The sequence below is a fragment of the Hyphomicrobium sp. 99 genome (assembly GCF_000384335.2).
Taxonomy (GTDB): domain Bacteria; phylum Pseudomonadota; class Alphaproteobacteria; order Rhizobiales; family Hyphomicrobiaceae; genus Hyphomicrobium_B.
Genome location: NZ_KQ031382.1, coordinates 446,479 through 467,707, shown reverse-complemented (window position 1 = coordinate 467,707; position 21,229 = coordinate 446,479). Strand labels below are relative to the sequence as shown.

The following is a 21,229-nucleotide window of genomic DNA, read 5'->3' as shown; positions in this document are numbered from 1 at the left end:
ATCTCTCACTCTCGCATACTGGGCCTTGCCGGACGGTTCGGCTCGGCCGTCAGTCCACCCTGTGGGGGCGGAGCATCAGTGGTGCCGGATACGTGTTGCATCCGAACAACACGCGCGCATTGATCCGATCCTCCTTTGTCGGGAGGCCGTTCCCCTGCGCGCTCATTTGTGGCCTAGCTTTGCAAATCCTGTCCGACTCTGAAGTGGCCCAGCGACGCCCCATAACGCCTTATAAAAAGCTGCCTATCAGAGGGAGGCAACCCCTTTTTGTTCGCGGCCGTTCCGGATTTGTGCAGACTCAACGCCATCGCAACTGACACTAACACAGTTCTGGCGGTAAATGAAGGGTCGCGTTCTGAGACAATCTGGTCGAGATTAAGGCGCTCTTTAAAATTCCCCGCAAAACCAATGTCTTACATCGGATTTGCTCTTTTTGACCTCAAGCCGTTCCTGAAAAGCAAATTTTAGTCGCCGCTGCCGGGGTTTGGAGAAAAATATTTCTCGAACTTGCCGGCCTCATCTTTCGCAGTTTCGGCTTCCGGTAGAGCTGGCTTCTTGGCCGTGATGTTCGGCCAAGTTTCAGCATACTGCCGATTGAGCTCCATCCACTTTTCCAGGTTCGGCTCGGTGTCCGGTTTGATGGCGTCGACCGGGCACTCCGGTTCGCACACGCCGCAATCGATGCACTCGTCGGGATGGATGACGAGCATGTTCTCGCCCTCGTAGAAGCAGTCTACCGGACAAACCTCGACGCAATCGGTGTATTTGCACTTGATGCATTTTTCATTGACGACGTAGGTCATTCGGATTCCTGGTCCATCGAAGACGATCGAATGATGGGCGGATTGCGATGCTTCCCAACCCGGCGGCTCGATCTAGCGGCGCCTTTATTAGCATAGGCGTTACGGCTGCCTAGGTGGACCGGGCGTCACAGCTCAACTGCGGCCCCGAAGCTTGTCCAACTGTCGGCGTTGCAGCTTTGTCGGCCTTCCCGTCCCTTCGGAGCGCAGGGCTTGCTCGGGCCCCGTCCCTTCTGTGCTCCTAGTTTCCCCTTCGTTGGCGCCCTGCCGAGGCGCTGTCAGATCACGATAGAGCAGGACCGCTTCGGAAGCGGGCCCACGCCGCGAGCCGATGCCTAGAACCTCGATACTCAGAACGCGCGGCCCGAGCGACAATGTCAGGACATCGCCAGGCCTGACGATCGTGCTCGTCTTATAGACCTTTTCGCGATTGATGCGGACTTTGCCGCGTTCAATCAACGCCTGCGCCAATGTCCGCGACTTCGCGATACGGGCAAACCACATCCATTGATCAATGCGCTGAACGGACCCTGCAGTCGCGTCAGGCATGAGATCAGGTGGAACCTGAACCTTCGCTCCGCTTCTCCATCTGCGCTTTCAGCGCAGCGAGAGCGGCGAACGGCGAAGATGAATCGGTGCCTGTTGATTTCGGCGGCGCCGCGGAGATCACTTGCGGCGAACGACGTTCCTCGCGTCGGCCATTGCGATTGTCATCGCGGCGCGGGCGGTTTCCTTCCTCTTTTCTTGAACCTTGATCCGGACGCCGGTCGCCGCCGCCCTTGCGACCTTCGAAGCGCGGGCGATCGCCGCGATTTTCGTGGCGCTCGGGACGATGGCGCTGATGCTCCGATCGATCGGCGGGCGCGGAGGTCTCCGGCGCCGGTGCGCCAGCATTGCCCGTAGTGGATGAAGCGGCTTGCGGAGCGCCTGCAGCGGGCCTGTTCGAATGAGGACGCTGGTGACGGTTATGACCACCTTCGCGGCGCGGGCCATCCCTGCGCTCGGGGCGCTGATGCCGGCGGGGCCGCCAGATTTCTTCGAATCTTTCAGGCTCTGGCGCAGCGGCAGCCGTCGGGGCGACTGCGGCAGCTTCAGTGGTTTCTGCCGTTGTCTCTGCCGGCTGTGGTGCGGCTTCATTTTCGATTGTCGGCTGATCGGACGCTTCCGCGGCGACGGCTTCGCCCTCCGAGGGTTTCGCCTCTTCGTTCGATACGGCATCGGCGGGCACGGTTGCGGCCGCTTCTGGAGCTGGAGCGGCAGCGGGGATCGGGCGTTTCTCGAGCCGGAAGCCCAGCGCCTTCAAGACTTCGCTCAACTCCTCGACCGAGCAGCCGAGGATCGACATCATGTCGTCGGTCGCCCTGAAGCCGCCATCGCCGGTCGAACCTTTCGGCGGCGCATCGGTCTTTCCGGGCGCGGAGCGCCAGGCGAGCAACGGCCGGATCAAATCGGCAAGGCGCTCGAGAATATCGAGGCGAATGGCGCGAGGCCCGCAGACATGAAAGCCGTGAGCACGATAGAGCGCTTCCGGCGTTTCCGGATCGACCGCGACGCTCGTCAGGCCCGGCCGCGGAAGTTGCGGCACTGTCCCGTTCGGCGTCGGATTTGTCAAAAGCCACAGCGTCGCCGCGAGGTCAGCGGGCGCGGGCTTCAACATGAGCGGGAAGAAGATATTGAAGGCGCCGAAACGCAGGCCGTATTTGCGCAACTCAGCTCGCGCCGCCTGATCGAGCGCGTTGATCTCGTTCGCGACCGTCTCCCGCTTCAGCGCGCCGAGACCTTCCTTGAGCTGGAAAGCGATGCCGCGCGCCAACCCCTGCAGCTCCGTGCTCTTCGACATCTCGACGAGCGGTTTCAGCTTATCAGCGATCGTATCGTCGAGCCACGTCTTGAGACGAGCGAGCACCTTCTCGCGATCGGCTTCGCTCATCGCATCGTCAGCGAGCAACGTCACGCCGGGCTGCAACGGATCATCCGCGCGATCGAGCTTTGCAAGCTCGTCGTCACGCCAAACGATGCTGCCCGTTCGCGTCAGCTTGAACGCTTCGTTCTGAGCCGCGGCGACCCGTCGAGCACGCATTCCGAGCTCGCGCGTCACGACCTGCATCGCTGCCTGCCGTGTCGCCTTCTCGTGGATGCCGTCGCCTGCCGCATCGAGCGTGAAGCGAAAACCCTTGAGACGTCCTACGAAGTGATTTTCGACAGTGATCGCGCCATCGTCAGCGATGTCGGCTGTCAGTTCATCTTTGTCTCGCATGCCCTTCATCAACGCGCTGGTTCGCCGATCTACAAATCTTTGGGTCAAACATTCGTGCAGGGCGTCCGACAGGCTATCTTCGATGGCCCGCGTCCGTTCCTGCCAGTGTACCGGGTCGCTCAGCCAATCGGGGCGATTGGCGACGAACGTCCACGTCCGGATATGAGCGATGCGGTTTGCAAGCGTATCGATATCGCCATCGGTGCGATCCGCCAGCGAAACCTGCTTCGAAAACCAATCTTCCGGAATGCGATTGTTGCCGCTCGTCAGATGCCCGTAGAGATTGCCGACGAGTTCGGCGTGGCTCTGCCCGGAAATTTTGCGGTAATCCGGAAGCTGACAGACATCCCACAGCAGCTCGATGCGATCGCGGTTCGTCGCGACGTCGGCGATCTCGCGATCAGCCGTCAGAGCTTCGAGCGCGGCAACGTCGTCGGCCGTGCGGGCCCGCGTCAGACGTTGCTCACGCGGCAACTCGCGAAGCGACGCGTGCAGAGCGTCGAGCGAGGAGAAATTGAGCGCACGGCTTCGCCATTGCAGCGTCTTGACGCTGTCGAAGCTGTGCGTCTCCAGGCGCTCGACCATATCGGCATCGAGCGCATCGGCGCCGCCCGTGACGCCGAACGTGCCATCATTCATGTGGCGGCCGGCGCGGCCCGCGATCTGGCCGATCTCCGCCGGCGTCAAATTGCGATGGTTGTAGCCGTCAAACTTGCGAAGCGCAGAAAACGCCACGTGATCGACATCAAGGTTCAGACCCATGCCGATGGCGTCGGTCGCGATCAGGAATTCGACGTCGCCCGATTGATAGAGCGCGACCTGGGCGTTGCGCGTCCGGGGCGATAGCGCGCCCAAGACGACGGCGGCGCCACCGCGCTGACGACGGATCAATTCCGCAACCGCGTAGACCTCTTGCGCCGAGAAGGCGACGATCGCCGTGCGCGAAGGAAGACGCGTGATTTTCTTCTCGCCGCTGTACGTCAGCTTCGAAAGCCTCGGCCGCGAAATGAAGTTGGCGCCCGGAATGAGATCGCTGATCGCCTCGCGCATCGTCTGCGCGCCAAGGAGCAGCGTTTCGGAGCGGCCGCGAGCGTGCAGCAACCGGTCGGTGAAGACGTGGCCGCGTTCGGGATCGCCACAGAGCTGGATCTCGTCGATCGCCAGGAAGTCGACATCGATGTCGCGCGGCATCGCCTCGACGGTCGAGACCCAATAGCGGGCTCGTTCCGGCTTTATCTTTTCCTCGCCGGTGATGAGCGCGACCTTGTCGGCCCCCACGCGCTGCTTGATCCTGTCGTAGACTTCGCGCGCGAGAAGGCGCAGCGGAAGGCCGATCATGCCGCTTTCGTGGCCGAGCATCCGCTCGATTGCGAGATGCGTCTTGCCGGTATTCGTTGGTCCGAGCACCGCGGTCACATTTCGGATGCGGGCCTCGAGATCACTTGCCATGCTGTACTTGACTCCGATCGAGCCCTGGCATTGCAGAGGAGGGCCAAGATATCAAGGGTTATTCGGACCCTCTGCGATGGGTATCGGGTCGCGCACAACCTCCCGGTCAGCGCGCATTATTGCTTCAGAGCGATCTGCTGGTTGTTCGCGGCCGTGATGTTAATGGTATCGACGGTCATAATGGCAGAGCCGATGGTCGAGGGGACCGTCACCCGGTAAGGGACATAGATGCCGGCCGTCGGAACGGCGCGGAGCGCGATCTCGATATGATCGTAGTCGATCCAGGGATTGACGAAATCCTTGGGTTTATGGCCCGCGATCGGTACGTATTTCACTCGGCAAATCAGGAGTTCGGCCGGTTGGCCGGATGGCCGCTTTTCCTTGATCGGCTCACGGCCTTTCATTGAGAAGCGCAGATCGTAGCGGGCTTTACCGTCAAAAACGGGGATCGTGCGGTTGCACGCGTCGGCTGCATTCACGCTCGAGATCGCGAGCGTCGCACCCATCGGATCGAAGACGTTCTGCAGATTTTCAGGCTTGAGCTTGATCGCTTCGGGGGACGGGCTCTTGTTGGGAACGAGCGCGACCGAGGCGACGCGGGGGCCATCGAAGCTCAGCTTCACGGACGTTGTCTTCGACTTCGTCTTGGTGCTCATCTCGAAGCTGGCCGGTTGAGGACCTTTTGTCTCGACCGAGCCGCTGCCGGTGAAATTTCCAGCCCACTTGAAGGCACCAAACAGGGCGGAAACTTCGGTATGGCCCTTGGCGATATAGGATTTACCGTCGTAGCTGGCGTCGAAGTGGTATTTCCCGACATTGAAGCCGTTGAATGATAGCCGATAAACCGCGCCAACTTGGCTCGGGAAGGAAACGTCCGATGCTTCAGCGGAGCGAAGCGGCGAAATGGCTGTCACGGCGAGCATCAGGCAGCAAGAAAGCCCAAGTCTTTTGACCCCAGAGCGCGAATTCGCCATCGTCATTCCCTGCTTCCCCGTCGGCCGCCTCGTGGTAGGGCGGATTTGCGACGATTGTTGGACTTTGGGCGGCCCCCTAAGCCCTATCTTGACGTCCGTCCGCCATGTCCATTATACAGCAGGCGAAACCCCGTAGGCTCGGCTTGCGGGGCACAATTTTTTGCTGCAATAGCAGGCTTTAGATCACCGCGCTCGTAAAAGCAGCGGCACAGGAGAGAGTTATGACCAGGCGCTGCGAGCTGACGGGGACTTTGCCCCTCTCAGGCCAACTTCGGAGCCACGCCGAAAACAAGACGAAGCGCAAGTTTCGTCCCAATCTGCACATCGTGACCTTGCTCAGCGACGTTCTCGGCCGGAAAGTCCGTTTGCGCGTTTCGGCCCGGGCCTTGAAATCCGTCGAACACCGCGGTGGCCTCGATGCGTTCCTTCTCAAGGCGGACAACGACGAGCTGTCGCTGACCTGCCTCAAGCTGAAGCGCGAGATTCAGAAGGCGCAGGCTGCCAAGGCTGAAACCAGCAAGGCTGCTTAAGCTAAGCGGTTTTTCTGCAAGCGAATATGAGCCCGGCGCCACTCAATCTGGCGGCCGGGCTTTCGCTTGCCCGCTATCCTTCAGCACGAATTGCAATAGCAACGTCCGCTGAAGCATCTGGTTGAAGTTGTCGTCCGAGATCATCGTGATCAGGATTTCACCGGTCTTGAGCCGGGTGACCGCGAGCCCTTCCATATTGTCGATCTGATCGTTGAGATCAGCCTCGATCAATATCTCGCCCTCGGACGTATGGTCTGGGCTCAAGTCTTCCGGCGCGACGCGTCTCAGCCGCATTTTGACGCCTTCCGTCCAGCGGAAGCGGCGCTCCAGGACGAACAGCGTGCCATCATCGAGGCTCGAGATATCGGTGATGTCGTAGTCGCCGATGTTTTTCAGATGGACGGTTTGCGGGACGTCGGCCGTCCATATCCAACCGGTGTGATTGCGCTGTTGATCGTAGAGCCGCTCCGAAAACGCGATTGCGCTGCCCTTATAGGGTCCGCCTGTCAGCACCGTCAGCGCTTCGAGGCCGAGGTTCGAGCCCATCTTTTTTGCCTCGGGCGGAAGCTTGAGATTTCCGCGAACGGCCGAAAAACCGGCGGGCGTCATGTCGTAGCGCTCGATGCGATGTCTTCCTTCGAAACCGATCAAAACCGAGCCGCTTGCCAAGGTTCCGCTCGCGAGCGCAATCGATTCTGAATCGCGGTCACGACCGCGCTTGATCGGTCGACCTTCCGCATCCCGTAGTGGCCCGAGGCGGGCCTTGGCTATTCCTGCGGGATGAACGCCGTCGTAAACGAGCGTTCCCGTCATCCACTCCCCGGCATCGGAAATGGAAACGAAAGATTTCGCGTCGTCGTCGAGAAGAAGAGCGGACCAGCCGCCGAAGTAGGGCGATGGCGACGTCAATTCGAGGCCGCCGCGAAACGTCAGTTTGGCAAGGGGCTGCTCGGCCTCGAAGCGCTTGAACGACGTGATGCGCTTGCTTTCAACAACGATTGGACCGGACTTGAGCTTGGTGAGGTCGGGCTTGCCATCGGCTGCTGCGGTTCCGCCCGCGAGCGCAAGAAGCGCGACGGCGAAGCCGCATTGCGCCACGGCGGAGCCCCATGGCGCGACAGCGGAGCTGATGCGTCGATAATTGCTCAGTGCCAAGCGGAAACTCAATGGGCGCGTGCGTGCCGGCGGCGCGCGCCTGCCGGCTCGTCGGCCTCATGCTTTTCCTCGAACAGCTCGACGAGCTTTTCCGTCATCGCGCCGGCAAGCTCCGAAGCATCCGTAATCGTCACGGCGCGCTGGTAGTAACGCGTCACGTCATGGCCGATGCCGATGGCGATGAGCTCGACCGGCGAATGCGTTTCGATCTCGTGGATGACTTGGCGAAGATGCTGCTCGAGATAGCTTCCAGAATTCACCGAAAGCGTTGAATCGTCGACCGGCGCGCCGTCCGAAATCATCATCAGGATGCGGCGCTGTTCGGGGCGATTGACGATGCGGGAATGAGCCCATGCCAGCGCTTCGCCGTCGATGTTCTCTTTGAGCAGGCCTTCGCGCATCATCAGCGCGAGCGCGTTCTTCGAGCGGCGCCACGGCGCATCCGCCGTCTTGTAGATAATATGCCGAAGATCGTTCAGGCGTCCGGGCGACGGCGGCTTTCCGGCCGCCAGCCATTCTTCGCGCGACTGGCCGCCCTTCCAGGCTTTTGTCGTGAAACCAAGAATTTCGACTTTGACGCCGCACCGTTCGAGTGTGCGCGCGAGGATATCGGCGCAACATGCTGCGACCATGATCGGCCGTCCGCGCATCGAGCCTGAATTATCGAGCAGCAACGTCACGACGGTGTCGCGGAAATCGGTGTCGCGCTCGCGCTTGAAGGAGAGCGCGCCGGTTGGATCCGTGATGATGCGCGTCAGCCGTGCGGCGTCGAGTTGGCCTTCTTCGAGATCGAAGTCCCAGCCACGGTTCTGCTGCGCCAATAGACGGCGCTGCAGCTTGTTCGCGAGCTTTGCGACCGCGGCCGAGAGCGTCTTTAGTTCCTTGTCGAGGAAAGCGCGAAGCCGTTCGAGTTCTTCCGGAGTCGACAGCTGTTCGGCGCCGACCTCTTCGTCGTAGGCGTGCGTGAAAACCTTGTAGCCAAAGGCTTCCGGGTTATCGAGCACAGTCATGTTCGGACGCCACGGCGCTGGCGTCTCTTCGTCGTTCAGATCGCCGTCGTCGAGGTCCTGTGGCTCGGTCTGACCCGACTCCATCGATTCCTCGGACTCCGAGAGGTCGCCTTCGGAGAGCTGTTCCTCGCTCTCCTGATCCTGCCCCTCGGAAGCGTCCTCGCTCTTGTCTTCCGAATCCTCGCTGCCGCCCTCGGCCGGACCTTCTTCGCTCTCCTGCTCTTCGTCCTCGGACTGGGGCTGATCGGTTTGATCCGCCATTTCGAGGATCTTCAGGAGATCGCGTATCTGGCGGCCGAACTGTTCCTGATTTTCGGAGAGGCCCTCAAGCCGGCTCAGCAGCTTGCCGCCGCGCGATTCGATCACGGGACGCCAGACATCCACGAGGCCTTTCGTCGAGGACGGCGGCGCCTGGCCGGTGATGCGTTCACGGATCAGGAGTGCGAGCGCATCTTCGAGCGGTGCTTCTGCGCGCGTGCTGACGGTGCGAAAACGGCCGTGGCTGTAGTGGTCTTCGAGGCGTGCCGTCAGGTTCGACGCCATGCCCGGCATGCGCGCCGATCCCAAGCCTTCGATGCGGGCGCGCTCAGCTGCTTCGAAGACGGCGCGGGCGGGACCAGCGGCCGGTGCGAGGCGTCGATGAAGCTTGACGTCGTGGCAGCCGATACGCAGCGCCAAGCTGTCAGCCCAGCCGCGCGTCAGCGCGATGTCCTTTGCAGACGGCGCGCGCGGCAGATCGGGAATGTGCACGGCCTTGCCGGCAACATCGCCTTTACCCGGTCCGAAATCGACCTCGATCTCGCTGTCGCCCGCGATGGCGCGCACGGCTGGACCAAGAACGCGCTTCAGCGGTTCGGATGGTGCTTCGCGGCGTTTTGTGGAAGGCGAACTCACTGGCTAAGGTCCAATCCTGGGTCAGCTTCGTGAATTCCCCTCCCCTCAGGGGAGGGGTTAGGGGTGGGGTGAAGATCTAAACGCAAAAGACGCATTTTTGGGACCGTCTTGCAACAAATGCTGACATTACGGTTGTGGGGTCTCCCCGCCCCCGCCCCCTCCCCTCTGGTGAGGGGAGAAAGGACGCCTGCGGCGTGAGAAACCGGAACTAGCTCAGTGCAACGTTTGCCGTGCTTTCGGGAAGCTCTTCGCCGAAGCAGCGCTGATAGAATTCGGCGACCAGCGGCTTTTCGAGATCATCGCATTTGTTGAGGAACGTGACGCGGAAGGCGAAGCCGATGTCACCGAAGATCTCGGCGTTCTCGGCCCAGGTGATCACGGTGCGCGGACTCATCACGGTGGAGAGATCGCCATTGATGAAGGCCGAACGCGTCAGATCCGCGACGCGGACCATGTGCGAGATCTGCTTCTTCTTGGCGTCCGTCTTGCCGAACGACTTGACCTTCGACAGCACGATTTTCGCTTCATCGTCGTGGGAAAGGTAATTCAGCGTGGCGACGATCGACCAGCGGTCCATCTGACCTTGGTTGATCTGCTGCGTGCCATGATAGAGGCCCGACGTATCGCCGAGACCGATGGTGTTGGTCGTCGCGAACAGGCGGAAAGCGGGATGCGGGCGAATGACTTTCGACTGATCGAGAAGCGTCAGCTTACCGGAGACCTCGAGCACGCGCTGAATGACGAACATGACGTCGGGCCGGCCGGCGTCGTACTCGTCGAACACGAGTGCGATGTTGTTCTGCAGCGCCCAGGGAAGGATGCCTTCGCGGAACTCAGTGACCTGCTTGCCGTCTTTCAGCACGATCGCGTCCTTGCCGACGAGATCGATGCGCGAGACGTGGCTATCGAGGTTGACGCGAACGCACGGCCAATTGAGGCGCGCCGCTACCTGCTCGATGTGGGTCGACTTGCCGGTGCCGTGATAGCCTTGGATCATCACGCGGCGGTTGTGCTTGAAGCCTGCGAGAATCGCGAGGGTCACGTCCCGGTTGAATTGATAATCGGGATCGACATCCGGAACATGTTCGTCGGCCTTGGAATAGGCCGGAACTTCGAGATCGCTGTCGATATTGAAAACCTGGCGGACGGACAACTTCATGTCCGGAAGATTGGCGGCTGGCGTGCCGGCCGCGCTAGATGACGTGCGCATTTCCATGGGGTTCCCGATCAAATCGCCCAGCTGCCGCAAAAACCTCAAACTGGTGCAACTCCCTTCGGGTGCACTCGGTTCAGAGGCTCGGAGGATTAGACCAGGCCAGATTGCTTCAAGTAATTATAGGCTTGCAGAATTTCGCGCAACTTTTCCTCGGAACGGCTGTCGCCGCCGTTGGCATCGGGATGGTGTATTTTCACCAATTCCTTAAAGCGCGTCTTGATATCCTGAGACGTTGCGTCGTCGCGCAGATCGAGAACGCGGAGCGACTTCTGTTCCAAAGGCTTCAATTGGCGGCGGAACGTCGAGGTCTCGGTCCGGGAGGAACGCGCTTTGCGAGGCGCCCTCGCAGTGGCTTGGACCCGGGCAGCGGCCTCTGCCGTTCTTCCTTCGTCGCGCGTACCGTGGGCCCACGCGTTGGCGCCCGTCTTCCAGGTCGGCCGATGACCCGTCAGCGCGTCCTTACGGAAATTGCTGACCTCGGCATCGCTCATGCCGTCGAAATAGTTGTACTCGGCATTATACTGACGGACATGGTCCACGCAGAAGTGGAAAAATTCGCCGTCGCGACCACGGCCCTTTGGCGCCTTGTGAGCGCCGGGCTTGTCGCAACCCTTCCACTGACAAAGCGGCGCGCGCTCTTCCTTCTTGGCGCCTTGGCGCTTCGAAGAGACGCGGATGCTGTCGAAATATTTCGATTCCAGTTTCATCGTCTGAATTATGAGGGTTAGCGCGGCCTGAAACAAGGCGGCAAGAAAACGCTTGATTTCCGTCGTGACTGTGCGGTCAATCCCTTAATAGGCCCTTTCGGGAACCTGTCGCAGTCATGCCGTTAAGAAGATTTTCTTTAAGAGACAAAAATGTCGGTTACGGGTCGAGTTCGAGAAAAGCTGATGATCGCGTTGCATCCTACACGGCTCGACGTCATCAACGAGTCGGAGCTTCACGCCGGTCATCGTAACTCACCTGGAACGGGCGAAAGTCATTTTCGCATACTCGTCGTCTCGGATGTCTTTTCTGGCAAGTCCCGCATCGAACGCCACCGGCTCGTCAACGACCTCTTGAAGGACGAACTCGCGGGCGGCATTCACGCGCTGGCACTGGCGACGATCGCGCCCGGAGAAGCTTTGCCGAGGTCTTGAATTCGAGCGTCGCAACAATCGTTACCGTGCGGCCCTCGCGGCAGCAGCAATCGCCTTTTCCGATAGCGTCACCGGCTTGATGCGGATAGCCGTGATTTTATTGCGGCTTTTGCGCAAAATCTCGAATCTGTAGCCATGGAACGTGAAGACCTGGCCCGGCTCCGGAATGGTCTGAGCCTCGTGAATGACGAGGCCTGCAACGGTCGTCGCCTCATCGTCGGGTAAATCCCAATCGAGATGGCGATTGAGGTCGCGAATTGCAACGGTGCCATCGACGTTGACGGTTCCATCCGACTGCATGCGGATGTGGCTTTCGGGCATATCGTGCTCGTCGGTGATCTGTCCGACGATTTCTTCGAGAATGTCCTCGAGCGTGATGAGACCTTGCACTTCGCCGTATTCATCGACGACGAGGGCCATCTGCATTTTCTTTTTCAGGAACTGATTGAGCTGATCCTTCAGCGTCGTCGTATCGGGGACGAACCACGGCTCGGACGCGGATTTCATGATGTCGAGTTTGTCGGGCCGCCAATCAGTGCGCGACAACGCCTGCAGCAGATTTTTCGTATGCAGGACGCCGACGATATTCTCGGGCTCGTCCTTCCAGAGCGGCACGCGCGTATATTGCGAGCGCAGGACGGAATCGAGAATTTTCGGTGGCGGATCGTCGGCGTTGATCGTCTCCATCTTGGTGCGATGAACCATGATGTCGGCGACCTGCAGATCGCGGAGGTCGAGCACGCCGCCGAGCATCTCGGCGTCGCCCTTGGCGACCGTGCCTTCTCTCGCCTGCAGATCGATGGTGCCGCGGATCTCTTCATGCGCGGCAAGAATGTTTGCCTCGTCGTCGGCCTTGCCGGGCGTCCATAGCAGGATGCCGCGAACGACGAACTCGATCGCCTTCGTAAACGGCGTCAGGAGGTAGATCAGGACCTGCATGATCGGCGCCACGAGGAGCGCGACCCGATCGGCGTAGGCAAGAGCGTAGGTTTTCGGAAGCACGGCGGCGAAGATCACGATCAGGATCGTGATGATCGCGGTCGCATAGGCGACGCCAACCTCGCCATAGAGATTGACCGCAATGTTGGAGGCGAGCGCGGCGGCCAGCACGTCGACCAACGTGTTGCCGAGCAGAACCGTGCCGATCATCTTTTCCGGCCGCGACAGCACTTTGTTTACGAGTGCGGCGGAAGCGTTGCCATCTTCTTCGAGAGAGTGCATGCGCGCGCGGGATGCGGCGGTGAGCGACGTCTCGCTGCCGTTGAAGAACGCCGACAAGACGATCAGCAAAAAGATCGCTGCGAGGCTTATGACTATAGTCATGGTAATTCGCTGTTCCTAATCAGGATCGTCAGCAGTCTAGCACACCAATCGGCTGCCGCTCTCAAACATGCTTAGCGGGCGATTTCCCGAGCCAGGAACGCCAACACGGTTTCCGGCGCCACATCGCGAGAAACGAAGGCTTGTCCGATGTCGCGAACCAGAATGAACGCGAGCTTGCCGGCTTTAACTTTCTTGTCCTGACCCATCAGCCGGAACAACTCCGCCGGATCTGCCGGTCCGCCTGGAATGTCGCTGATTTTCGTCGGAAGGCCGACGGCTTGCAGGTGTTTCGATGCCCGTTCGGCGCGGCCGGGAGGACAGATGCCAAGCTCCTCCGATAGGCGGATCGCAAGGCACATGCCGATGGCCACGCCCTCGCCGTGCAAGAGACGGTCGGAATAGCCGGTCCAGGCTTCGAGCGCGTGGCCGAATGTGTGGCCGAGGTTCAGCAACGCGCGGTCGCCCGTCTCCGTCTCATCGCGGGCGACGATTGCGGCTTTGGCTGCAACGCTCGTTTCGATCGCCGTGGTCAGAGCCGGCCCGTTGTTTCCGAACACGCCCTGCCAGTTCGCCTCGAGCCAAGAGAAAAACTCTGCGTCGCCCAGGAGGCCGTATTTCGCGACCTCGGCATAACCGGCGCGCATCTCGCGCGGGGGCAGCGTCGTCAACACGGCGGTGTCGGCGATAACGAGACTTGGCTGATGAAAGACGCCAATGAGGTTTTTTCCCTGCGGGGTGTTTATCCCGGTCTTGCCGCCGACAGAGCTATCCACCTGCGCGAGCAGCGACGTTGGAATTTGCACGAAGCGCACGCCGCGCCGCAGGATCCCAGCTGCAAAACCTGCGAGATCGCCGATGACGCCGCCACCGAACGGCAAAACGAGATCGCCGCGTTCGAGACCCATCTCCAGAAGCCGTTCCGAGAGCGTCGCCAGATCGCGGAAGTTCTTCGTCGCTTCGCCGGGCTTCATGATCACGGAGCCGGCGAACATGCCCGCGGCCTTGAGGCTCTCTTCCAGCGTCGCAAGATGGTAGTGGGCGACATTCTCGTCCGTCACCACACCGCATTTGACCTCACCGAACCGCGCCTTCAAGAGCGGGCCGGTGTCGCGGAGAATGCCGCGGGTGATCAAGACATCGTAGGAGCGATCGGCGAGATCGACGTGCACGTTGCGGGATGGATTTGCGTCAAGGATGGACATCGGGGGGATTTCGGTTCCGGCGGCGAGGCGGCTTATGATCTCGGTGACGATGACGTCGTGCGGCTCGTCGCGGCTATCGATGGTCATGTCGGCTTCAGCATAGATGGGATAGCGTTCCTCGATCAGCTTCCGCATCGTCGCTTCGGGATTGGCATTGCGCAGAAGTGGGCGATGATCACGTTTCGACACCCGGCGCATGAGGATGGGCAGATCCGCTCTCAGCCAGATGGAAATGGCGACCTCTTTAATCCGCCGCCGCGTTTCCGGATTGATGAAAGCGCCGCCCCCGGTCGCAAGGACCTGCGGGCCGTTGCCGAGCAGCCGGGCGATCACCTTACGCTCACCGGTGCGAAAATGAGCCTCGCCGTGATCGGCAAAAATCTCGTTGATAGTTTTGGCGGCGGCGCGCTCGATCTCGTCATCGGCGTCGACGAAGGGTAGCTTGAGCTTGAACGCCAAGCGTTTGCCGACCGACGACTTGCCACAGCCCATGAGGCCCACGACAACGAGCGGCCGCTGACCGATGTTCTTTTTCGCGAGCGCGATCGCTTCGGCTTCCATCATCCGAGGCTCAACACCGACGGGTTCGGCAAGTTGGTTGGTTTCTGGGTTCGGTTCTGGCGGTAGGCCGCGCGGCGGGGTGGTCATTTCGGCGCCGTCATGCCACGAACCCAAAACGTTCGCAAATTGGAAACTTACCGGAAAGCCACAGCAGACCCAAACCTTCTTTCGGATCCACGGAGGCGCTCTTCGGCAAAATACCATATTGAGTCATAATCACGCCTTCAAACATGTTCACCTAACGGCCGGGGACGGGACAGAGAAATGCCGAGCCTTTTCCGGCTTTTATTCGTACTTTGCGCGCTGACGGCGCTGGTTCTCGGGGGCCTTTATGTGCTGGCGACCCGGTTTGAGCCAGAGCAGCAGACCATCAGCAAGCCCGTGCAGAATATCAAAATCCGGCGGTGAATGGCGATGGTGTATGCACACCGAAGACTTATTGCGGCGGCCACGGGCCTCGCGGTGCTCGTTCTCCTTCCAATCGGCATGGTTTCGGTTCCCGCGGCCGCCCAAGACGCGCCAGCCGCGCCTTCCTCTCCACGCGCCAAAAAGAAGGCTCCGCGCGACGACGCGTATTCGCCACCCGCGGACCAGCGCACCTATCTGCAGCCATTGGATGGGCCGGCGGGTGGCTCCAGCGGCGGCAGTACGTGGGGGCAGCCGAACCCGGATAGCGTTGTGCAGCCGGATACCGATCGCGGCAGCCAGCCTGACCCGCAGAAGGGCGTCGTGCGCGGCGCCATTCTCCCTGGCGTTGAAAAGGACGAACTCGCACCCGTCATGTCGAACGACGGCTCCGGGTTGCCCTACGAACTCTGGGGCGGGATGGACGTCAACGCGCTCGAGAAGCTGATCAGCACGATCGAGATCCCGCCGCGATCGCCTGTGCTCCATAGCCTTTGGAAGCGGCTCATCACATCGCCATCGCCGGGCGCATCTAGCACTGATTTCGCTGCGCTCAGGCTCGAAGCGCTCTACCGCTCGGGATTGGCGCGGGAGGCGGCGGCTGAGATCGCGAAGCAGGCGGGTGGCGACAATGCGCTCATCCTCACACTCGAAGCACGCAACGAACTCGCGTCAGGACACTCGGACAAGGCCTGCGAACTCATCGCGCGATCGGCGACGCTCAAAGGCAGCATCCCAGCGCGTCTCAAGGGTCAGTCGATCCTGATGGCCGGCTACTGCTCGGCGACGCAGGACGACAAATCATCGGCTGGCCTTGCCGCGGATCTGGCGCGCGAGGAAGGTGTTCCGCCGTCTCCCGGTCTCGAGGCGCTGGACGCTCTCGCGATCAATTCCAAGCCTCATTATTCGCCGGTCAAGCAGATCACTCTGCTCGATTACAGGATCGCGGAGAAAGTGGGCGGCCTTCCTCATAAGACCGTTCTGGAGAAAGGCGAGCCGGCGCTGCTGGTCGCGCTCGCAAGCGATCATTCGACACCCGTCGATCTGGGACTGCCCGCGACGGAAGCGGCCGCGCGATTGAATGCGCTGACGCCGGAAGCTCTTGCGGGTATTTATCGGGTCAACGCGGAGCAGATTCCGGCCGACGATCTCTTGGGCGGTCGCGGGCCGCAGGGCGTTGCCCGCCGCGCGGCGCTCTTCAAGGCCGCCGAGGACGAGCGCACACCCATGCGCAAGGCGCGACTGATCCGGACCTTCCTCGATGACGCCAAGCATGAAGGTCTCGGCATGATCGGAGCGCAGATGATTGCGCCCGCCGCGTCACAGCTTCGGCCCGTTCCGGAGATCGTCTGGTTTGCCGAAACCGGCGTTGAAATCGGCTTGGCGTCGGGCCAATTCAACATGGCCCGCGATTGGATCGGCATCGCCGATCAAGGCGGCGGACCCGGCCTCGGGCATTGGCGGGCGCTCATCGATATCGCCGACGCCAAGGAGCCAGACCGGGGCCGGAGCTTTTCCGTTCTCGAGACCTACGTATCGAATGGCCGTTTCCCGGCAGCTGCGCTTTATCGCCTGACGACGGTTCTCGAAGCGCTCGATTATCTGGTGCCCATTCCGCTCTGGGATGCCGCAAACAGAACACCGCAGCCGACGTCCGGCTATCTGCCGGAGACTGGCGTTCTGACGGAATTACAAGTTGCATCGAAAAAGCAGGAGTTCGGCCATACCGTTCTGCTCGTCATGAAGGCACTTGGACCGAACGGCGCGCAGGACGCCAACCTCATCGCTCTCGGCGACAGCATTCGCGCGTTGAAACGCGCCGGTCTTGAAGCCGATGCGCGGCGCTTAGGCCTTGAAGCGCTGCTTCCTTCATGGCCGCACACTGAAACGAATTGAGGGCTCTATGACGCCGGTCGCCGAACGCGATGGCCACCTCGCGGACTTTCTCGCCATGCTCTCGGCCGAGCGCGGCGCTTCTGCAAACACCATCGACGCGTACACCGCCGACCTCGAGACCTTTGTTGGCTTTTTGTCAGAGAGAGGAATAGCTGCGCCGGACGCCAAGCCGGCCGACGTGCAAGCTTATCTCGGATATCTCGCAAGCGAGGGCCAAGCACCGACGTCGCGCGCGCGGCGGCTTTCAGCGATCAAGCAATACTACCGATTCCTGTTAGCCGAAGATCTTATCGCGCTCGATCCGACGGCCGGTTTGCAGGGGCCGAAGAAGCAGCGCGCGCTGCCGAAAGTTCTCAGCATCGCCGAGGTCGACCGGCTGCTCACGGTTTCACAAGAACAGTGCGAGGGACAGGAAGGCCGCGCGCTCTTTCGAGCCTTGCGCTTTCACTGTCTCCTCGAAGTTCTCTACGCGACGGGCATGCGCGTCTCTGAACTCGTCGGGCTGCCGCGCAGCGTGCTTCGTGGCGACAAGCGTGTTCTTACGATCAAAGGCAAGGGCGGCCGCGAGCGATTGGTTCCGCTCAACGCAACGGCGCGCGCCGCGCTTGATGCGTTCCTCGGTGTGTCCGGCCGCTTAGATAATTCGGAGTGGCTCTTTCCTTCGAAATCGGCACTCGGCCACGTGACGCGACAGGGCTTCGCACAGGATCTCAAAAGCATTGCGGAAGCTGCCGGAATTGCGCCTGAGCGCGTGTCACCGCACGTGCTGCGTCACGCGTTCGCCAGTCATCTTCTCGACCGCGGGGCAGACCTCAGAGCCGTGCAACAGCTTCTTGGCCATGCTGACATTTCGACGACGGAGATTTATACGCATGTACTGCAGGAGCGGCTGAAGGCGCTCGTCAACGCCCATCACCCACTCGCCAAAAGCAAAATCTAGACAAAACGCCTGAAATCCGTCGCGATGGACGGCGCTTTCAACTTACGGGGATACGCCAATGAGCCGCCTATACGGAGATATCCATCGGGCCTTGCAAATGGCTTTCGACACGAGAGCGATGGCAGATCGAGTGGAAGCGGTTGCCCTCAAGCCTGAGATCGACGACAGTGCCAAGGCTTTCATCGAAAGCCGGGACATGTTTTTCCTGACGACGATCGACGATCGCGGCCGTCCAACTGTCTCATACAAAGGCGGCGCTCCCGGCTTCGTAAAGGTGCTCGATGCTCAGACGCTGCTCTTTCCGAGCTACGACGGCAACGGGATGTATCTGTCGATGGGCAATATCTCGGGCAACCCGGAGATCGGCATGCTGTTCATCGACTTCGAGAAGCCGTTTCGCCTGCGCGCGCAAGGCCGCGCCGAACTCATCGTGAGCGGACCCGAGCTCGACAGCTTCAAAGAGGCCGAATTGGCGGTGAAGGTGAGCATTCACGAAGTCTGGATGAACTGCCCGCGTTATGTGCACCGTCATACCAAGGTCGAAGCTTCGCGTTACGCGCCCGGGGTCGAACCCGAAACGCCGTTTTGCGAATGGAAGCGCATCGACGCGATGCAGGATGTGCTTCGACCTTCCGAGCGAAGCAAGGTCGAGGAACTCGGCACTACGACCATCGACGAGTGGATGGGTAAAGTTCTGACCGGCGATAAGGGCGCATAATGGCGTCGCAAAAGGGCCAGGACATTTCTGCAGCGGGATATGTGGCTTCGGCCGCATCTGAACCTCGCAGTTCCTGGCTCGGCTTCGCAGCTCAGCCTCGCGGGCTCGCAATTCTCTACTTTACTGAGCTTTGGGAGCGCTTTTCGTTTTACGGAATGCGGGCGCTTCTGGTGCTTTTCATGGTGGCTCCGGTTGCGCAGGGCGGGCTCGGCTTCGCGACGCCCAGCGCCGGTAGCATTTACGGCACGTACGGGATGGCGGTTTATCTCCTCGCCCTTCCCGGAGGTTTCATCGCGGATCGGCTTCTCGGTGCGAAGTACAGCGTGCTCATCGGCGGGGCGACGATCGCCTGCGGGCACTACGCGCTCGCATGGCCGTCCAGCGAAACATTCTACATTGGCCTCGCGCTGATCGCGATCGGCACCGGTCTCTTCAAGCCGAACATCTCAGCCCTTGTCGGCGCTCTCTATTCGAAGGACGACACGCGGCGCGACGCGGGGTTTTCGCTCTTCTACATGGGCATCAACCTCGGCGCGTTTTTAGCACCGCTGGTGACGGGCTTTCTTGCGCAGAGCAGCACCTTCAAGGGTTGGCTCGCCCAAGCCGGCTTCGATCCCAATCTGAGCTGGCATTGGGGCTTCGCAGCGGCCGGTGTGGGCATGACCTTTTCGGTCGCGCTCTTCTTTTGGAAAATGCGCGACTTGAAAGATCCTGACGTGACCAGCCCTGAATCGACGTCATCGGTGGTCCGTCAGGGCCTGTTCGTTGGCATCGGCTCGCTGGCGCTTCTCGCTCTTGCCTTGCTCGGGGACCTAGAAGGCTTCCATTGGCTGCGCTGGCTTTTCGTCATCTTGCCGCTCATGGGGATCGCCTACGGGGCTACGCGGCAGAACCCCGACGCCCAGCGCATGGCTGCCGTCGGCGTGTACTTTCTTGCGGCGATGATTTTCTGGGCGATCTTTGAACAGTCGGGCACGTCACTGACACTTTTCGCCGACTCGCTGACGCGTAACGAGATCTTGGGATTCTCCTTTCCGTCCTCGTGGTATCAATCCGCCAATCCCATCTTCGTCATCCTGCTGACGCCGTTGGCGGCTGCGCTTTGGATGACGCTCGGCAAGCAGCAGCCGTCTTCGCCCGTTAAGTTCGGGCTCGGTCTCGTATTCCTGGCAGCGTCGTTTCTGTTGATGGTTCCCGCCGCGACCTACGCGGCAGACGGCCGCGTCTCGCCGCTTTGGCTGATCGGGCTCTACTTCCTGTTCACCGTCGGCGAATTGATGCTGAGCCCGGTCGGGCTTTCGACGATGACGCGCATCGCGCCACAAAGAATGTCGGGCCAGGTCTTGGGGCTCTGGTTCCTCGCGATGGCGTTCGGTGACAAGCTTGCGGGCGATATCGGAGGCGCATTCACGGCCAACGATCCGGACGCGCTGGCCCTTTCGTTCCTGGCGCAGGCTGGGCTCGTCGCCGTTGCGGCGGCGCTCATGTTTGCGATCGCGCCGACCGTCAAGCGGCTCTCGGAGGGCGAAAATTAATCATTGTGAGCGCCCCCGCATGCCAGAAGTATGGGGGGCAGGAGTTGACGCCTTGACACCCGCGGCTAGCCGTGGCGAATGTCGCGCGTGAAAAAAGCGCTTGCCGCACGCTTCAGTTGCACAGTCAGGAAAGCCAAAGTTCCGTGAACGCTACGACCGCATTGCGTACCTATCTTGATTTCGAAAAGCCGATCCTCGAGCTTGAGAACAAGGTTGCCGAGCTCAAGGCCATGCAGACCGAAGGCAAGGGTCCGCACATCGCCGACGAGATCACCAAGCTCGAGCAGAAGGCGAAGGCCGCTCTGGCCGATACCTATGCCAAGCTGACGCCTTGGCAGAAGACGCTTGTTGCGCGGCATCCGGAACGCCCGCACGCGCTCGACTTCATCGGCGGTCTCATCGAAGAGTTTACGCCGCTCGCCGGCGACCGGTATTTCGCCGAGGACGAAGCCATCGTCGGCGGCCTTGGCAAGTTCCGGAACCGGTCGGTCGTCGTTCTCGGGCACGAGAAGGGCGCGGACACCGAGCAGCGCATCCGGCACAATTTCGGCATGGCGCGGCCTGAAGGCTATCGCAAGGCCGTGCGCCTCATGGAGCTCGCCGAGCGTTTCAATCTGCCGATCATCACATTCGTCGACACGCCGGGCGCCTATCCCGGAATCGGCGCGGAAGAGCGCGGCCAAGCCGAAGCCATCGCGCGGTCGACGGAGTGCTGCCTGAGACTGGGCGTTCCGATCGTTACCGTCATCGTCGGCGAGGGCGGCTCGGGTGGCGCCATTGCCATCGCGACGGCCAATCGCATCCTTATGCTCGAGCACGCGATTTACTCGGTCATCTCGCCGGAAGGTGCTGCTTCGATCATCTGGCGCGACAGCAACAAGAAAGAAGAAGCCGCCACGAACATGAAGATCACAGCGCAGGATCTCGACCAGCTCGGGGTCATCGACGCGATTGTGAAGGAACCGACCGGCGGCGCGCATCGCGACCGCGAATCAGTGATTATCGCGACGGGTAATGCGATTGCCCGCATGCTTTCGGAATTCGACGGCAAATCGGCCGAAGATATCCGGGCTCAGCGTCACGAGCGGTTTTTGTCGATCGGGCGCTAATTCCCCTTCCGGGGACGAGCCCACCGTGATGCCGTATTTGCACACGATACTTGAATTGACTCGGCCGTCCGCCGATTTCAGTAATCGTTTGAGTTCGTTGTGTTAACAGTCCGCCG

Annotated in this window: 18 protein-coding genes; 8 read left to right on the top strand and 10 right to left on the bottom strand. The window is 60.9% G+C overall.

Features of this window, described 5'->3' with window-relative positions; translation table 11 throughout:
• Positions 1–464: 464 nt before the first annotated feature.
• The 4 genes from fdxA to G359_RS02560 form a co-directional block, all read right to left on the bottom strand.
• Positions 465–803, bottom strand: coding sequence for a ferredoxin FdxA (fdxA, locus tag G359_RS02575; protein ID WP_045834858.1), 339 nt, complete (start codon positions 801–803; stop codon positions 465–467).
• Positions 804–935: 132 nt separating this feature from the next.
• Entirely contained in the window at positions 936–1,349 is a 414-nt protein-coding gene (locus G359_RS02570) for an RNA-binding S4 domain-containing protein (protein WP_045834857.1), read from the bottom strand.
• A gap of 4 nt (positions 1,350–1,353) precedes the next feature.
• Entirely contained in the window at positions 1,354–4,506 is a 3,153-nt protein-coding gene (locus tag G359_RS02565) for a helicase-related protein (RefSeq protein WP_045834856.1), read from the bottom strand.
• A gap of 116 nt (positions 4,507–4,622) precedes the next feature.
• Positions 4,623–5,429: a DUF3108 domain-containing protein gene (locus G359_RS02560; protein WP_245280100.1), complete on the bottom strand. Its 807-nt coding sequence runs from the start codon at positions 5,427–5,429 to the stop codon at positions 4,623–4,625.
• A 272-nt stretch (positions 5,430–5,701) separates the two neighbouring features.
• Here G359_RS02560 and rpmB point away from each other — a divergent pair, with 272 nt between their 5' ends.
• Complete coding sequence (rpmB, locus tag G359_RS02555) at positions 5,702–6,010, top strand: 50S ribosomal protein L28 (protein WP_045834855.1); 309 nt, start codon at positions 5,702–5,704, stop codon at positions 6,008–6,010.
• Positions 6,011–6,052: 42 nt separating this feature from the next.
• Here the strand turns inward: rpmB and G359_RS02550 are convergent, their stop codons facing one another.
• From G359_RS02550 to G359_RS02535, 4 genes are all read right to left on the bottom strand, one after another.
• Positions 6,053–7,165: an esterase-like activity of phytase family protein gene (locus G359_RS02550; RefSeq protein WP_245279904.1), complete on the bottom strand. Its 1,113-nt coding sequence runs from the start codon at positions 7,163–7,165 to the stop codon at positions 6,053–6,055.
• An 8-nt stretch (positions 7,166–7,173) separates the two neighbouring features.
• Positions 7,174–9,069, bottom strand: coding sequence for a cobaltochelatase subunit CobT (cobT, locus tag G359_RS02545; protein ID WP_045834854.1), 1,896 nt, complete (start codon positions 9,067–9,069; stop codon positions 7,174–7,176).
• Between the two features lie 208 nt (positions 9,070–9,277).
• Entirely contained in the window at positions 9,278–10,279 is a 1,002-nt protein-coding gene (cobS, locus tag G359_RS02540) for a cobaltochelatase subunit CobS (protein WP_045837561.1), read from the bottom strand.
• 95 nt (positions 10,280–10,374) lie between these two features.
• Positions 10,375–10,992, bottom strand: coding sequence for a J domain-containing protein (locus G359_RS02535; RefSeq protein WP_045837560.1), 618 nt, complete (start codon positions 10,990–10,992; stop codon positions 10,375–10,377).
• Positions 10,993–11,142: 150 nt separating this feature from the next.
• Between G359_RS02535 and G359_RS02530 the strand changes: the two genes are divergently transcribed.
• A complete protein-coding gene (locus G359_RS02530; RefSeq protein WP_045834853.1) occupies positions 11,143–11,424 on the top strand; it encodes a BolA family protein in 282 nt (93 codons plus the stop codon).
• A 21-nt stretch (positions 11,425–11,445) separates the two neighbouring features.
• Here the strand turns inward: G359_RS02530 and G359_RS02525 are convergent, their stop codons facing one another.
• Together G359_RS02525 and aroB are read right to left on the bottom strand one after the other, a co-directional pair.
• Complete coding sequence (locus tag G359_RS02525) at positions 11,446–12,747, bottom strand: HlyC/CorC family transporter (RefSeq protein WP_045834852.1); 1,302 nt, start codon at positions 12,745–12,747, stop codon at positions 11,446–11,448.
• 71 nt (positions 12,748–12,818) lie between these two features.
• Positions 12,819–14,513 carry a 3-dehydroquinate synthase gene (gene aroB / locus G359_RS19855; protein WP_156150854.1) on the bottom strand — a complete coding sequence of 565 codons (1,695 nt, stop codon included), beginning with the start codon at positions 14,511–14,513 and terminating at the stop codon, positions 12,819–12,821.
• Between the two features lie 261 nt (positions 14,514–14,774).
• Here aroB and G359_RS20695 point away from each other — a divergent pair, with 261 nt between their 5' ends.
• The 6 genes from G359_RS20695 (at position 14,775) to G359_RS02495 (ending at position 21,113) form a co-directional block, all read left to right on the top strand.
• Positions 14,775–14,918 (top strand): hypothetical protein, encoded by a 144-nt coding sequence (locus G359_RS20695; protein ID WP_197077516.1) that lies wholly within the window; start codon positions 14,775–14,777, stop codon positions 14,916–14,918.
• Between the two features lie 6 nt (positions 14,919–14,924).
• On the top strand, positions 14,925–16,811 hold the full coding sequence (locus tag G359_RS02515) for a hypothetical protein (protein ID WP_045837558.1): 1,887 nt from the start codon (positions 14,925–14,927) through the stop codon (positions 16,809–16,811).
• A gap of 7 nt (positions 16,812–16,818) precedes the next feature.
• Positions 16,819–17,751: a site-specific tyrosine recombinase XerD gene (locus G359_RS02510; RefSeq protein ID WP_045834851.1), complete on the top strand. Its 933-nt coding sequence runs from the start codon at positions 16,819–16,821 to the stop codon at positions 17,749–17,751.
• A 58-nt stretch (positions 17,752–17,809) separates the two neighbouring features.
• Entirely contained in the window at positions 17,810–18,469 is a 660-nt protein-coding gene (locus tag G359_RS02505; protein WP_045834850.1) for a pyridoxamine 5'-phosphate oxidase family protein, read from the top strand.
• Positions 18,469–20,004, top strand: coding sequence for a peptide MFS transporter (locus G359_RS02500; RefSeq protein WP_052699154.1), 1,536 nt, complete (start codon positions 18,469–18,471; stop codon positions 20,002–20,004). Before G359_RS02505 ends, G359_RS02500 begins: the two co-directional genes overlap by 1 nt.
• A gap of 161 nt (positions 20,005–20,165) precedes the next feature.
• Positions 20,166–21,113 carry an acetyl-CoA carboxylase carboxyltransferase subunit alpha gene (locus G359_RS02495; protein WP_045837556.1) on the top strand — a complete coding sequence of 316 codons (948 nt, stop codon included), beginning with the start codon at positions 20,166–20,168 and terminating at the stop codon, positions 21,111–21,113.
• Positions 21,114–21,229 lie beyond the last annotated feature (116 nt).

Excerpts from the sequence above, each read along its gene's own strand:
- fdxA (WP_045834858.1), bottom strand. The coding sequence starts at position 803 with ATGACCTACGTCGTCAATGAAAAATGCATCAAGTGCAAATACACCGAT.
- G359_RS02570 (WP_045834857.1), bottom strand. The coding sequence starts at position 1,349 with ATGCCTGACGCGACTGCAGGGTCCGTTCAGCGCATTGATCAATGGATG.
- G359_RS02565 (WP_045834856.1), bottom strand. The coding sequence starts at position 4,506 with ATGGCAAGTGATCTCGAGGCCCGCATCCGAAATGTGACCGCGGTGCTC.
- G359_RS02560 (WP_245280100.1), bottom strand. The coding sequence starts at position 5,429 with ATGCTCGCCGTGACAGCCATTTCGCCGCTTCGCTCCGCTGAAGCATCG.
- rpmB (WP_045834855.1), top strand. The coding sequence starts at position 5,702 with ATGACCAGGCGCTGCGAGCTGACGGGGACTTTGCCCCTCTCAGGCCAA.
- cobS (WP_045837561.1), bottom strand. The coding sequence starts at position 10,279 with ATGCGCACGTCATCTAGCGCGGCCGGCACGCCAGCCGCCAATCTTCCG.
- G359_RS02535 (WP_045837560.1), bottom strand. The coding sequence starts at position 10,992 with ATGAAACTGGAATCGAAATATTTCGACAGCATCCGCGTCTCTTCGAAG.
- G359_RS02530 (WP_045834853.1), top strand. The coding sequence starts at position 11,143 with ATGTCGGTTACGGGTCGAGTTCGAGAAAAGCTGATGATCGCGTTGCAT.
- G359_RS02525 (WP_045834852.1), bottom strand. The coding sequence starts at position 12,747 with ATGACTATAGTCATAAGCCTCGCAGCGATCTTTTTGCTGATCGTCTTG.
- aroB (WP_156150854.1), bottom strand. The coding sequence starts at position 14,513 with ATGATGGAAGCCGAAGCGATCGCGCTCGCGAAAAAGAACATCGGTCAG.
- G359_RS20695 (WP_197077516.1), top strand. The coding sequence starts at position 14,775 with ATGCCGAGCCTTTTCCGGCTTTTATTCGTACTTTGCGCGCTGACGGCG.
- G359_RS02515 (WP_045837558.1), top strand. The coding sequence starts at position 14,925 with ATGGTGTATGCACACCGAAGACTTATTGCGGCGGCCACGGGCCTCGCG.
- G359_RS02510 (WP_045834851.1), top strand. The coding sequence starts at position 16,819 with ATGACGCCGGTCGCCGAACGCGATGGCCACCTCGCGGACTTTCTCGCC.
- G359_RS02505 (WP_045834850.1), top strand. The coding sequence starts at position 17,810 with ATGAGCCGCCTATACGGAGATATCCATCGGGCCTTGCAAATGGCTTTC.
- G359_RS02500 (WP_052699154.1), top strand. The coding sequence starts at position 18,469 with ATGGCGTCGCAAAAGGGCCAGGACATTTCTGCAGCGGGATATGTGGCT.